Annotated in this window: 13 protein-coding genes; 5 read left to right on the plus strand and 8 right to left on the minus strand. The window is 46.5% G+C overall.

Going from position 1 to position 12,414, the window contains the following annotated elements; all coding sequences use genetic code 11:
- Positions 1-118 precede the first annotated feature (118 nt).
- Together QUB63_RS23260 and QUB63_RS23265 are read right to left on the minus strand one after the other, a co-directional pair.
- Entirely contained in the window at positions 119-1,435 is a 1,317-nt protein-coding gene (locus QUB63_RS23260; RefSeq protein ID WP_332947685.1) for a glycoside hydrolase family 10 protein, read from the minus strand.
- 80 nt (positions 1,436-1,515) lie between these two features.
- Entirely contained in the window at positions 1,516-1,722 is a 207-nt protein-coding gene (locus tag QUB63_RS23265; protein ID WP_332947686.1) for a hypothetical protein, read from the minus strand.
- Between QUB63_RS23265 and QUB63_RS23270 the strand changes: the two genes are divergently transcribed.
- From QUB63_RS23270 to QUB63_RS23280, 3 genes are all read left to right on the plus strand, one after another.
- Positions 1,714-2,991 carry an FAD-dependent oxidoreductase gene (locus tag QUB63_RS23270; RefSeq protein ID WP_332947687.1) on the plus strand — a complete coding sequence of 426 codons (1,278 nt, stop codon included), beginning with the start codon at positions 1,714-1,716 and terminating at the stop codon, positions 2,989-2,991. The two genes, QUB63_RS23265 and QUB63_RS23270, sit on opposite strands and share 9 nt — an antisense overlap.
- Before the next feature lie 123 nt (positions 2,992-3,114).
- Positions 3,115-3,774 carry a DUF2834 domain-containing protein gene (locus tag QUB63_RS23275; RefSeq protein ID WP_332947688.1) on the plus strand — a complete coding sequence of 220 codons (660 nt, stop codon included), beginning with the start codon at positions 3,115-3,117 and terminating at the stop codon, positions 3,772-3,774.
- 251 nt (positions 3,775-4,025) lie between these two features.
- Positions 4,026-4,754 (plus strand): gamma-glutamyl-gamma-aminobutyrate hydrolase family protein, encoded by a 729-nt coding sequence (locus tag QUB63_RS23280; protein ID WP_332947689.1) that lies wholly within the window; start codon positions 4,026-4,028, stop codon positions 4,752-4,754.
- Positions 4,755-4,760: 6 nt separating this feature from the next.
- Here QUB63_RS23280 and QUB63_RS23285 read toward each other — a convergent pair whose 3' ends face one another.
- The 6 genes from QUB63_RS23285 to QUB63_RS23310 all read right to left on the minus strand — a co-directional run bounded on the left by QUB63_RS23285 (position 4,761) and on the right by QUB63_RS23310 (position 9,256).
- Positions 4,761-5,222: an SRPBCC family protein gene (locus QUB63_RS23285; RefSeq protein ID WP_332947690.1), complete on the minus strand. Its 462-nt coding sequence runs from the start codon at positions 5,220-5,222 to the stop codon at positions 4,761-4,763.
- A 12-nt stretch (positions 5,223-5,234) separates the two neighbouring features.
- Complete coding sequence (locus QUB63_RS23290; protein WP_332947691.1) at positions 5,235-5,594, minus strand: helix-turn-helix domain-containing transcriptional regulator; 360 nt, start codon at positions 5,592-5,594, stop codon at positions 5,235-5,237.
- A 3-nt stretch (positions 5,595-5,597) separates the two neighbouring features.
- On the minus strand, positions 5,598-5,927 hold the full coding sequence (locus tag QUB63_RS23295; protein ID WP_332947692.1) for a type II toxin-antitoxin system RelE/ParE family toxin: 330 nt from the start codon (positions 5,925-5,927) through the stop codon (positions 5,598-5,600).
- A 101-nt stretch (positions 5,928-6,028) separates the two neighbouring features.
- Complete coding sequence (locus QUB63_RS23300) at positions 6,029-7,666, minus strand: B12-binding domain-containing radical SAM protein (protein ID WP_332947693.1); 1,638 nt, start codon at positions 7,664-7,666, stop codon at positions 6,029-6,031.
- A gap of 196 nt (positions 7,667-7,862) precedes the next feature.
- Positions 7,863-8,372 (minus strand): signal peptidase II, encoded by a 510-nt coding sequence (gene lspA, locus QUB63_RS23305; protein WP_332947735.1) that lies wholly within the window; start codon positions 8,370-8,372, stop codon positions 7,863-7,865.
- A 305-nt stretch (positions 8,373-8,677) separates the two neighbouring features.
- Entirely contained in the window at positions 8,678-9,256 is a 579-nt protein-coding gene (locus tag QUB63_RS23310) for a biotin transporter BioY (RefSeq protein ID WP_332947694.1), read from the minus strand.
- A gap of 435 nt (positions 9,257-9,691) precedes the next feature.
- Between QUB63_RS23310 and pstS the strand changes: the two genes are divergently transcribed.
- Together pstS and pstC are read left to right on the plus strand one after the other, a co-directional pair.
- The gene (pstS, locus tag QUB63_RS23315; RefSeq protein ID WP_332947695.1) at positions 9,692-10,870 is read left to right on the plus strand and encodes a phosphate ABC transporter substrate-binding protein PstS; all 1,179 of its coding nucleotides are present in this window, start codon (positions 9,692-9,694) and stop codon (positions 10,868-10,870) included.
- A 555-nt stretch (positions 10,871-11,425) separates the two neighbouring features.
- On the plus strand, positions 11,426-12,382 hold the full coding sequence (gene pstC / locus QUB63_RS23320) for a phosphate ABC transporter permease subunit PstC (RefSeq protein WP_332947696.1): 957 nt from the start codon (positions 11,426-11,428) through the stop codon (positions 12,380-12,382).
- The last annotated feature ends 32 nt before the right edge of the window (positions 12,383-12,414 follow it).

A 12,414-nucleotide genomic window follows, 5' to 3' on the forward strand; every position in this document is an offset into this window, starting at 1 on the left:
TGATAGAATTGCTACAGTCGTCTTTAGACGACTTCAGCTATGAGACAGGGGTTTAAACCCCTGTCGGACTGTCGGACTAATGGCACACCCTACAAAATTACCAATGACTAATGACTTTTTAAATCTTTTGCGTGGTTGGTGATGGCGAAGGCGGGCTGTTTTTTGTAGGTTGCTCGGGCTTAGCTTTGGGGTCGGGTTTGGGTGGGGGAGGCGGAGGAAAAGTTGCCGCACGTCTCGGTATTTGTAGCGCTGTTCGGAATGCAGAAGACGGGAAGAAGGCACTAAATTGAGAAAGTCGATCGCCAATTGGTTCTGGCGCATCTTCCCACAAGCTTTCGTAGTAGAAGAAAGCAGCACCTAAGCCGTATTCTTGGACTGCTCGCACTTGGGATTGAATTTGCTGCATCGGTACTGGGCGATTTCTTAAACCTGTCATAATCCCAACTCCGGTGGGAATTTTTTGCTGTGCTTCTCGCATTTCTGGACGGTTAATCTTGTCCACAAATGATTCTAGATTGGGACGGTACACTTGCACGATGAGTTCGTCGGCAATATCCAAACGCACCCAAGCCAGCCAATCTTGCAGGTGATGTTTGTAAGCAAATTCGTAGTAATTGGGAGAAATCGAGAAAATTGCATTGGGTTTGACTGCTTTGACGGCTTGATTTAGTTGCGACATAAATGCCGTGATTTTATTGGCTCGCCACTTCACCCATGCTGGATCTTGAGAGTCGGTTGGAGGTGCTTTTTTGGTTTCTTTGGTATACAAAGCAACTGTATAGTCGTCGTAGCCAAATTCTGAGGGCAAACTCATGTGATCGTCGAATTGGATGCCGTCGGCGTTGTATTGTGTGGTGATTTCTAGTACGAGTTCGGTAATAAATTTCTGCACTTCGGGATGAAAGGGATTGAGCCAAACTACTTCGCCGCCTGCACCGTTTGATGTTTGGCTGCCGTCTTGTTTTTGGGTCAGCCAATCGGGATTGTTTAATGCTAATTCTGAGGTGGGAGGTGTCATGAAACCAAACTCGAACCAAGGAATTACTAGCAGGCCTTGGCGGTGGGCTTGGGCGATTAAATCTCCGATCATATCTTGTCCGTCTAACCCTCTATAAACAAAGGGTTGAATGTCTCTTTGCTGGGCGACTGGGCTGGGATACATTGCATAGCCAGAGTTCCAGACTACGGGATAGATTGTGTTAAAATTTAACTGCTTTAATTGACCGATCGCATCTCCGAGTTTGCGGCGATCTCTGAGGATGTCTTTGTCGTTTGTCGTCATCCAAACTCCGCGAATTTCTTGGCGGGGTTGCTGGGCGATCGCCCCGATCGCGTTATTGACCAGCAATACTATAATGAATGAGAGGGCAAACAGCAGTGGGAACAAACGTTTAATCGATCGCTGCCAACTGCGAGGAATGATGCGTAATGTCATAATTTTGAATGGTGAGTTAGCTATCCAAACACACCCCGGCATAATTTGGTGATAAAATTAGATCGCTCTACAGTCTACAGCTATTTGTGCTGATTGTGCGATCGCAACTGAGCCAAATACAATCTGCGATCCAGAGGGTAAGTGAGAGCATTCTCTAAAACTGCTGGGAAATCATTAATTACGCGCTGCAAGCTCCCCTGACCCGACAGTGCTGCCTGCCAGAGTGCGAGTGCTGTAGAATATCGGGGAAAGAACATTTCGATCGAACATCTGTAATTGTGAAACATTTAGTCTTAATTGGCGGCGGTCACAGTCATGCTATTGTATTAAAAATGTTCGGCATGAAACCGCTGCCGTCCGTGCGTTTGACTCTGATTAGCGATGTCCTGTACGCGCCTTATTCGGGGATGTTGCCGGGGTACGTTGCCGGGTTTTACGATTATGATGAATGTCACATCGATTTGCGATCGCTCGCGGAATTTGCCGGGTGTCAAATATTGGTCGATCGGGCGATCGCGATCGACTTTAGCAAAAATCAAGTTATTTGTCAAACTCGGGTTCCAGTTAACTTTGACGTGCTTTCTGTGGATATCGGCAGCACTCCCGCGACTCTATCTGTGCCGGGGGCCGCAGAATACGCCATTCCAGCTAAACCCGTACCGGAGTTTTTAGCTAGCTGGAATCAGTTAATTTCCGAGCAGCAAAACTATCCCGAAAAACCGCTGCGAATCGCGATTGTCGGTGGCGGTGCTGGCGGCGTAGAATTAGCATTGAATATGCAATCTCGTCTTGCGAAGGAAGAAGGGTTCGGCAGCGAGCAATGTACGGGCTCTAACGGATGGATGCCTAAGGAGACAGGAAAATTTAAGCAAGAAGAAGGATTAGAAATTAACTTGTTTCATAGCGGGGCACAATTGCTGCCGGGACATAACAAACGGGTTCGTCGCCGCCTGAAAGAAATTCTGATTAATCGTGGCGTTAAACTGCATTTAATGGAAAAAGTCAGTGCTGTGCAAAATCAAAAAATGATGGAAATAGCATCCGATTCTCAATGCCCAATGCCCAATGCCCAATGCCCAATGCCCAATGCCCAAATATACTGTGAATCTGGTTTGAGCGTTGAGTGCGAGATCATTTTTTGGGTGACACAAGCATCCGCCGCCCATTGGATCGGAGAATCTGGTTTAGCAACTGACTCAAACGGGTTTATGCAAGTCAACGACTGCCTGCAATCAGTCTCTCACCCCAACGTATTCGGGGCTGGAGACATCGCCGCGATGGTTAATTATCCCCGTCCCAAAGCAGGCGTGTTTGCCGTGCGTCAGGGCAAACCGCTGTTTGAAAATTTGCAGCAGTTTTTATTGCAAAAACCGCTGAAACCCTTTGTACCGCAGGAACAATATTTAGGCTTGATAGGTACTGGGAATAAAAGGGCGATCGCCTCTCGCGGCTCTTTCATGTGGGAATCGGCGCTGCTGTGGTACTGGAAAGATTGGATCGATCGCCAATTCATGAAAAACTTTACCAATCTGCCCAAAACCAACAATACCAAATAACAAATTAATATCTAATCCTCTCTCCCCCTCTCTTCCTCTGCGTACTCTGCGCCCTCTGCGGTTAAAAAAAATCAAACAATCCTTAAAAATTGCTATACTAATATCAAAAGTAAAAAACTAAGTATGTTCAGAAAAATTGGATTTTGGCTGCTGTGGATTGCATTCAGCACCTACGCCTTTGTATTCGCACCACCCGACAGCCCCGAAACTCTCGCACTAATTACCAATCTTGCTACAGGCAAAATAGCAGGGATCAACCCTTTAATTGTAGCTTTGTTCAACATCATGGGAGTCTGGCCGATCGTCTACAGTTGCGTGCTGTTTGCTGACGGCAGGGGGCAGAAAATACCTGCATGGTTGTTTGCCACTTTATCCTTTGGCGTCGGCGCATTTGCCTTGCTGCCTTATTTAGCCTTGCGCGAACCGAATCCAGAATTTCGTGGTACTAAAAACGTCTTCTTAAAAATATTAGATTCCCGTTTTACGGCCATTGTATTAACTTTGGGCGCTGCTGCTTTAGTTGCCTTTGGCTTGACAAAAGGCGATTGGTATGATTTCGCTCAGCAGTGGCAAACCAGCCGTTTTATCCACGTAATGAGTTTAGATTTTTGTATGCTTTGCCTGCTATTTCCTGCCTTATTAGCCGACGATATGGCGCGCCGAGGAATGCAGAATGCTACAGCATTTTGGGCAGTAACTTTAGTGCCGCTGTTCGGGCCGCTGGCTTATCTGTGCACGCGGAAACCGCTGCCGGAAACTAATCCTAAAATTGTTACAAATTAGACAGCAGTGCCGGGAATGCTCAGTTTAATCTAGGAAGCGATCGGCACTAATCATATCAATTTCGGTCAATTATCCGTAATAAAATTAGTTCGCAGCATCGGACTAAAGTCCTCGGAAAGAAGGACTAAAGTCCTCAGTACGAACCTGTAATAAAATTAGTTTGAACGTGAGGAGTAAAGTCCTCGGAAAGAAGGACTTGCATTCCGATGCTGCGAACCAGTTGTAAATAATTATCTCCTAGTCTTGAGCAAATGAAAAAACATCCGATCGTTGGTATCACAACTTACAACCGCAGTCAAGCCGGCGAATATTGCCTCAACGGAGCTTATATTGATGCAGTGCAGGCGGCAGGCGGTATTCCGATTTTACTGCCCCCGAACCAATTAGATCCGGGTAGTATTTTTGATGCCGTAGATGGTTTGATTTTTTCAGGCGGCGGAGATATTAATCCAGAACTTTATGGCGGTTTTGTCGATCGCACTGTTTACTCGGTTAACGCAGAACGCGACAATTTTGAGTTAAGCTTAGCTAAGCTAGCTTTGAGGGCTGACATACCCGTTTTGGGGATTTGCCGGGGAATGCAAGTCTTGAATGTAGCTAGCGGCGGGAATTTGGTCGTTCACGTGCCGGATGCTTACGGAGATGAGGTTAATCACCGACAAGAAAACCCGATTCGCGCGATCGAGCATATCATTAAAATAGATCCCGACAGCCGGCTAGCAAAAATCATGGGTACAACCTCTACAAACGTTGTTTCTTGGCACCATCAAGCCGTGCAAACAATGATTCCCGGTTGGCAAATTGTCGCCCGAGCACCCGACGGTTTAATAGAAGCAATCGAATACAAATATCACCCTTGGATGGTAGCAGTTCAGTGGCATCCAGAAATGTCGCCAAAAAGTCTCCCCGACTGCGGAATTTTTCGGGCTTTCGTCGAAACAGCCGCTTCAAAATATATCAATTATACTAAATCAGCATGAAAAGTTTCAGCCGTTGTTTGCATCTTTTTCGCACTCTCTCTTTGTGACTTCGTGGCGGTAGCGAAACATATCTGTTAAGCGCATTTCCACCCACCAACCTAACAGCAAATCGACAATCGGGCCGCCCGGTATCGAAAATGCGATCGCATCCGTCAATCGGGTCTGGCCATTTTCTGCGGTAAACTCGTGTCGGTGAGTCCAACCAGCCATCGGCCCCTCAGTTTGTTCGTCCACAAACAAGCGATATTGTTCGCACTCTGTGTGAGTCGCCACCCATTTTACCGGAATCGGCCCCAATAACAGCCGAAATTCTGATACAGCACCCACACCGAGTCCCCCTTCGCGGCGAATGATTTTCACCGGCTGCCAAGGCGGAGTCAACATTTGCAGAATGTCCGGCCTTTCGTAAAAGTTCCAAACTGTTTCAACGGTGGCGTTAATCAGCGACGAGTATTTAAAATTGGGCATTGTATCGTTGGGTTAGACAGTTAATTGCGATCGCGCTTCAGCATTGGCAGTATTATCCTCTGTATCAGTACAAACAGCAACAGTTAGTTTCAATCCCAAAGCATTCAGCCAAGTTCCCAGATTGTAAATCGTATCGCGGCCTTGCTGCGACAGTAATTCCTCCAGTTTTTTTAAGTGCAATTCATATTCTTCTGGAGTCATTTTTGGTTGACCCAAAGCTTCTGCTACATCGCCCAGAGCAAGTTTGAGCAATGCTTCATCAGGTTCTTCGCCTTCATCTAATTCAAAATGAGTTTCGAGATAGACAGCCGCATAACTGGGGTCTTTTAACCGCGCCATCAAAAAATCATGATATGGTAAACTTTTAGGCATTTTTTAACTCCTATAATTTGTCCAGTATTCTATTGCTTGGCGAATGTCTCTGTCTTGAGTGCTTTTATCTCCTCCGCACAGAAGAAGTACAATTGTTGTTCCTACTTCTCCAAAATAGATTCGGAAACCAGGGCCATAGTCTATCCTTAATTCAAAGACTCCTTCTTCAACTGATTTACAATCTCCCAAATTTCCCAAAATCACTCGGTTAAGTCTTTTATTGATAATTGTGGGAATTTTGCGATCTCGGAATGAATCACACCAGTTATCAAACGGCACTTGACCGTCTGAGGCAACATAACGCTGAATTTCTTTGGGTTGGACTTCTGGCATAACTGTATTATAGTACGTTGCTCCTTATTTTATCTTGTTCAGTTAGCTTTTTATCTACTTACTTGCAAAGATGCGATCGCACTTTCGCAGCCCCCCATTTCCTAACTCGTCAACTGCAAATCCTCCGTTTTAAAATGAGTCATCGCCTCAGCCAAATGCTTCTTCAAAGTCGCCTCCGGTAGCGGCCCTTTCAAATGACTCCAAGGCAAAACCTGATTTAATTCCCACTCTTGAAAAACATAAAAATCCATTTCCGGCAACTCTCCCCGCAGCTCCTTAAACGCCCGCCGGTAACTGCCCAAAGTATCCCCGTAATGCCGCACTAATTCCAACAGCTTAGACAACCTGCGATCGCCCTTCGATAGCAAACCCTGAATTACCGACCAGTTATAGCTTTCCGGTCTAAATTCTAAACCCAACTTCCGCATTTCTTTATCTAAAAACTTCAGCCTCTTCTCCGCATCTTTATTCACACCAAACCACTGAAAAGGAGTGTGAGATTTCGGGACAAAAGTGCTGCACCCCAGAGTCAAGCGCAAACCCGGAACCGCTTTTCTAATCGCTTGCATCATCGCCACCGTCTCCTCCAAATCCTCCATTTCTTCCCCGGGAATTCCCGCCATCCCGTAAAGTTTAATCCCCTTTAAACCGCCAGCTTTAGCATTAATAGCAGCTTGGATAATTTCCTCGTTAGTAAGTTTTTTGTTGACAATCTTGCGGAGGCGATCGCTGCCGCTTTCCACCGCAATCGTCACAGATTTGCTGTCTCTTTTTGTCAAAATTTCTGCCAATTTAACTGTCACCGTATTCGTCCGTACCGAAGAAAGACTCAGCCGCACGCCGTCGTATTTCGGATGATTCAAATGATCCAGCAACGCTTCAAATTCCGGGTGCTGAGTCACAGAAGCACCCAACAAACCCAAACGATTAGTCACAGCTAAACCGATCTCGATCGCCGGAATTAACGAACCCTCCAAACTCGCAGTTCTAAACGGCAAAGTCAGATAACTTGCCAAACAGAAACGGCACATTTCTGGACAACTCCGCACCACTTCCACCATGTAAATATTTTCCCAAGCCGCTTTTTCTGTCACCACAGTAGAAGCAGATAAAGTATTGCCGCGATAAGTCTGTTTTTCCACCATACTAGGAATTGCCGAATCCACAGGCTGAATCGATTTAATCCCCTCAGTCGCATCCAAATAAGTTACTTCGTACAAACTGGGAACGTAAACCCCCGGAACTTGGGCTAAATGCCGCAATTTAGTTTGTCGGTCGGCGGTACGGACTTCTTTACAAGCATCAATAAAATTATCAATGAGATTTTCGCCATCTCCCAGCAAAATCACATCAAAAAAATCTGCAAAAGGTTCGGGATTAGCCGTAAATACCGGGCCGCCACCGAAGACTATCGGATGGTTGTCAGTTCGTTTTGACGCCCAAATTGGAATTTCTAGAGATTCCAATAAATTGAGAATATTTACATAGTCGAGTTCCCAAGAAAGCGAAAATCCCAGTAATTCGGGATGTCGGGGAAGTTGTTCGCTGATATCAGTAAATAAACGGCCCACTTCAATATCCGATCGCACAGCCAAAGTTGCCCACACTATCTGATAGCCGAGACTGGTGATGCCAACCGTGTACTCGTTGGGAAAAGCAAAAATCGTCGGGATAGCATCAGCATCGGGGGTTGCTGGGGCAAATAGCAGGCGTTCTCGGGCAAAAGGATTAGGAGTCACGGGCAAGTTTAGCTTTAATAATAGGTCTGTTCCTATCTCATTTTAAGCCATTATCAAAGTTATTGTAGGGTGCGTCATGTCTGAATGTGACGACTACAAACTAAGCATCTCCCCCGCTGGGCACCCTACGGTTAATTAGCTGTTACATCCGTTACATCCGTTATACAATCCGTTGCCGAACTTCCTGCTTCTGGCGTTACTCTGAAATAGAATCGCTATCGTCCCGGTTTCTCGGCGGCGGTGCACCGTGAAAAGTTGCAATCAGCAAACAGATAATCCCAGCATTAATAAACACATCTGCCAGATTAAATACCGGGAACCGAATTATCCGAAAATCGATAAAATCTACAACGTGGCCCGAAACAAATCGATCGATCCCGTTACCCAGTGCTCCCCCCAAAATCAAACCGTAGCCAGCTTGTTCCCAGCGATTAATTCGCGGCCCGAACCAAGCCAGCACCATCAATCCCACACTCACGCCCAAAGACAGCCAGCGCAACCAAACCGCCCCGCCATTGCTGAACAAACTAAAAGCCGCACCGGTATTAACAACATAAGTGAAGTGAAATATCCCAGGTAACAGCGGCTGAGTCTGTGGAGGAACAGTCAAGTCAAAATTTTGCACCACCCAAAACTTGCTCAGGTGGTCTAAAACTAAACTGATAATAGCAGCAACCCAGAATAAGGGATTTCTTTTAAAACGCATGGATTCGGGAATAGAACATAGGGCATCGGGCACGGGATAATTTGCTCAAATTTTGCCGGTCAAAATTGTCAGCAGAATGCTGTGCAGCAAAGCAATCCCAGCCGCAGCGAGATGACTCTCCCGTTGCGCAATGACAGTATAACCTGATTTGACACAATTACCAATTCCCTTTTTCCCAATTCCCTAATTCCCAATTCCCCATTCCCTTTTTCCCAATTCCCTAATTCCCAATTCCCAATTCCCTTTTTCCCAATTCCCTAATTCCCAATTCCCAATTCCCTTTTTCCCAATTCTTGATTCCCCAATTAATAAAACATCAAGCGGCGCAAAGTAAATGACAACAGTGCGATCGCACAAACCACCGCCAATTGTCCCGGCAGGGGATAAACCGAATATTTCAGAATCTCATCAAATAAAGATGTTTTTTTACCAGGAATCAGCAAGTAACTAAAAATTAGATAAATTAAGCCGATCGCGTGAACCGTAAATAAACCGCACAAACAGCTAAAAGCCATCGATTCCAGCCGCGAAGCCACCTTAAAAGCCACCCAGCCGCACACCCAAGCACCAGGCACAAAACCCAGCAAATACCCAAAACTCGCTTCTTTGAGATAGCCGATGCCGCCACCTTGAGCAAAAACAGGCCACAAAGTCAATCCTAATACCAAATAGGCAATTTGTGAGAGAGCCGCAGCATTTTTGCCGCCCATGCAGCCTACTAGCAATACTGCTCCAATTTGATAGGTAACACCTAAAGAGTACGCCTGAAGTCCGCGATCGTCCCAAAACCCGATCGGCATTGTGACAGATGCAGGCAAAAAAGTGCCTCCTATCGTTAGGAGCAAACCAATAACAGCCCAGATTAATTCGATAGGAGCAGGCATTATAGCAGATGTTGAAGGAAGTTCGGCAACGAGCAAGGTACGGGATGTAACGGATAAAAGTCAAGCGTGAAGTCGAGAAATGGAAGTCGGTCTTCGTCAGATGCAAGCTTGAATGCCCGCAGCTTTTAAGTTCTTTATACTAGCACCTTGTCAAAACAACCACCATTGTATGGTTTTCTGGTTCTTAAGCCTGAAGCTTTTGATAATTTAATCTGGGATTTTTCGCGATCGGGCGATCGCATCCTGGTTTCCGTACCCATTAATCTTGCCCCTATCTTATCAACTTACAATTGTCAAGTTCATCAATAAAGTTTATAGATTAATAATATTAATATTAAACAGTGATAAAATGTAAAGATTCTTAACCTAACCTTTACTTTGGCGCGATATGCTGGTGCGGGAGACCCGTATAACGATCGCAAATTTTCTATACCTATGCTTTTTCGTCTCAACCTGATTAATCCAAACCGTGTTACCACAGCAATTTCCGCTATGGCGATCGCCCTCAGCTTAGCAGCTTGCGGCGGCGGCAGCACAACCAGCAGCAGCCCCAGCCCCGGCGACACCGCAGCATCCCCCGGCGCTGCCCCCGTGGCTGCCACCGGCACAGCAGCCAACACCAAACTCGCCCTCGCCTCAGACGTAGCTATAACGGCAGCAGGCGCATCATTCCCCGCGCCCATCTACCAGCGTTGGTTTCAAGACTTCAACAAAATCAACCCCAAAGTACAAATTAACTATCAATCAGTAGGCAGCGGCGCCGGAGTCGAACAATTCACCAAAGGCACAGTAGACTTTGGGGCCAGCGACACCGCCATGAAAGACGACGAAATCGCCAAAGTTCCAGCAGACAAAGGCGTGCTCTTGCTGCCCATGACAGCCGGCAGCATCGTCATCGGCTACAACCTGCCAGACGTACCCGAGCTCAAACTGCCCAGAGACGTTTACACAGAAATCTTCCAAGGTAAAATTACCAAGTGGAACGACCCCAAAATTGCAGCAGCCAATCCAGGCGCTAAATTGCCAGACCAGAATATCACGATCGTCCACCGTTCCGACGGTAGCGGTACCACCGCCGTCTTCACCAAACACCTGAGTGCCATCAGCCCCGACTGGAAAACAGCAGTAGGCGACGGCAAAACAGTACAGTGGCCCGTAGGCGTAGGGGCAAAAGGCAACGAAGGCGTCACAGCCCAAATTTTGCAAACCGCAGGCAGCGTCGGCTACATAGAATACGGCTACGCCAAAAACAACAACGTCAAATTTGCATCTCTGCAAAACAAAGCAGGCACATTTGTAGTACCTAACGACGAGTCAGCTTCTCAAGCTCTAGCAACAGCGCCCCTGCCGGAAAACCTGCGAGCATTTATCGAAGACCCCGAAGGCGCTCAATCCTATCCAATTGTCACCTACACTTGGATGCTCGTTCCCAAAAAAGTTGCTGACCCCAACAAAGCTAAAGCCATCGAGGCAATGGTTGAATACGGCTTAACCGAAGGTCAGAAAGTTAGTTCCGAATTGGGCTACGTTCCTCTGCCCCAAAGCGTCAAAGAAAAAGTTGCTTTGGCAGCCGACGGCATCAGCCCCGACTACAAGATTGAGATTGGCAAATAGTAATTGAAGGAAGTTCGGCAACGGATTGTTTAACGGATGTAACGGATGTAACGGATAAATATTGAATTCAAGCGTGAAGAAGTCAAGCGTGAAGAGGGAAGAAAGAAGGAAAAAAAGAGATATTTCTGTAGGGGCGGGTTTTACCAGAAATATTTGTTAAAAAGTCAGGGAATTAATCAACCCGCCCTTCTTTTATATAAAAATCAGTGCATGAGTTGTCAACACCTTCTCTTCTCTTTTCTGGTCTTCTCTTCCTGCTTGTGGAACAGGCATCCCGCCTGTGCATTTCTCTAGTTCATTCTAAGTTTTTCCCGATGAGGTTCAGGTAGGGTGCGGTGTGCATTGAACCCCATATAATTAGATTCAGGTAAGGTGCGGTGTGCATGAAACCCTACTAAAAAGGCTATTTTTTCTTAAGGTTTTTTGGACTTTGTGTCCCTAGCGCGTCTCAAGTAAGTTCGGTCAAGGGCGAGCTATGGCAAATTACCGATTACCGATTACCGATTACCGATTACCGATTACCGAACATACCTCACCGCCCTTGAGAAAGGCTATATGACTTCAGATAATAACAATGCTCAATCTGACAGCCGTTCCCGCTCTGTGATAGAAAAGTCCTTAGACCAAAGCTTTATCTGGCTGACTCGGATTTTGGGAATAGGAGTTGGTGTAATTTTGCTGGTAATCGCCCTCACGGTTGCTTACAGGGCTTTACCTGCTATTCAACAGTACGGTTTGGGCTTTCTGTTTGGCAGCGATTGGAATCCGGTTAAAGAAGAGTACGGCGCGCTGCCGATGATTTACGGGACGATCGTCAGTTCGGCGATCGCGCTCCTAATTGCGGTACCATTAGGAGTAGGGACAGCGATCTTCTTGAGCGAAGATTTTTTGCCGCTGCCAGTGCGGACAGCTTTAGTTTTTTTAGTAGAACTTTTAGCCGCCATTCCCAGCGTAGTCTACGGTTTGTGGGGAATTGCTGTATTGATTCCCATAATTACCAGCATCGGACAGTTTCTCAACGGTAACTTCGGATGGCTGCCGATTTTTAGCACTCCACCAGTTGGCCCGGGAATGTTACCCGCCGGAGTAATTTTGGGAATCATGACTTTGCCCATTATTACTGCTATTTCCCGCGACTCTTTAGCAAGTCTCCCGCCCGAATTGCGGCAAGCATCTCTAGGTTTGGGAGCTACTCGCTGGACAACAATTTTTAGAGTGCTCGTACCGGCGGCTTTTTCCGGTATTGTCGGCGGAATTATGCTCGGGCTCGGCCGCGCGATGGGAGAAACAATGGCAGCTACTCTGTTAATTGGCAATTCCAATCAGTTAAGTGCTTCTGTGCTAGCTCCGGCAAATACTATTGCTTCTCTGATGGCAAATCAGTTTGCCGAAGCCTCTGGCTTGCAAGTAGCAGCTCTGATGTACACGGGGCTAATTCTGTTTATTCTGACGCTGATTGTTAATATCTTGGCAGAGTGGATTGTTTCTCAAGTCAGATCCAAGTACAACTAAAAGTTGGCCGCAATTTCCCATACAGTTTTGAT

Origin of the sequence: Microcoleus sp. ARI1-B5 (genome assembly GCF_036705795.1) — a bacterium.
Taxonomy (GTDB): domain Bacteria; phylum Cyanobacteriota; class Cyanobacteriia; order Cyanobacteriales; family Microcoleaceae; genus Microcoleus.

What these genes read in the sequence shown, in the direction of transcription:
- QUB63_RS23260 (WP_332947685.1), bottom strand. Translation starts at nt 1,435, where the DNA reads ATGACATTACGCATCATTCCTCGCAGTTGGCAGCGATCGATTAAACGT.
- QUB63_RS23265 (WP_332947686.1), bottom strand. Translation starts at nt 1,722, where the DNA reads ATGTTTCACAATTACAGATGTTCGATCGAAATGTTCTTTCCCCGATAT.
- QUB63_RS23275 (WP_332947688.1), top strand. Translation starts at nt 3,115, where the DNA reads ATGTTCAGAAAAATTGGATTTTGGCTGCTGTGGATTGCATTCAGCACC.
- QUB63_RS23280 (WP_332947689.1), top strand. Translation starts at nt 4,026, where the DNA reads ATGAAAAAACATCCGATCGTTGGTATCACAACTTACAACCGCAGTCAA.
- QUB63_RS23285 (WP_332947690.1), bottom strand. Translation starts at nt 5,222, where the DNA reads ATGCCCAATTTTAAATACTCGTCGCTGATTAACGCCACCGTTGAAACA.
- QUB63_RS23290 (WP_332947691.1), bottom strand. Translation starts at nt 5,594, where the DNA reads ATGCCTAAAAGTTTACCATATCATGATTTTTTGATGGCGCGGTTAAAA.
- QUB63_RS23295 (WP_332947692.1), bottom strand. Translation starts at nt 5,927, where the DNA reads ATGCCAGAAGTCCAACCCAAAGAAATTCAGCGTTATGTTGCCTCAGAC.
- lspA (WP_332947735.1), bottom strand. Translation starts at nt 8,372, where the DNA reads ATGCGTTTTAAAAGAAATCCCTTATTCTGGGTTGCTGCTATTATCAGT.
- QUB63_RS23310 (WP_332947694.1), bottom strand. Translation starts at nt 9,256, where the DNA reads ATGCCTGCTCCTATCGAATTAATCTGGGCTGTTATTGGTTTGCTCCTA.
- pstS (WP_332947695.1), top strand. Translation starts at nt 9,692, where the DNA reads ATGCTTTTTCGTCTCAACCTGATTAATCCAAACCGTGTTACCACAGCA.
- pstC (WP_332947696.1), top strand. Translation starts at nt 11,426, where the DNA reads ATGACTTCAGATAATAACAATGCTCAATCTGACAGCCGTTCCCGCTCT.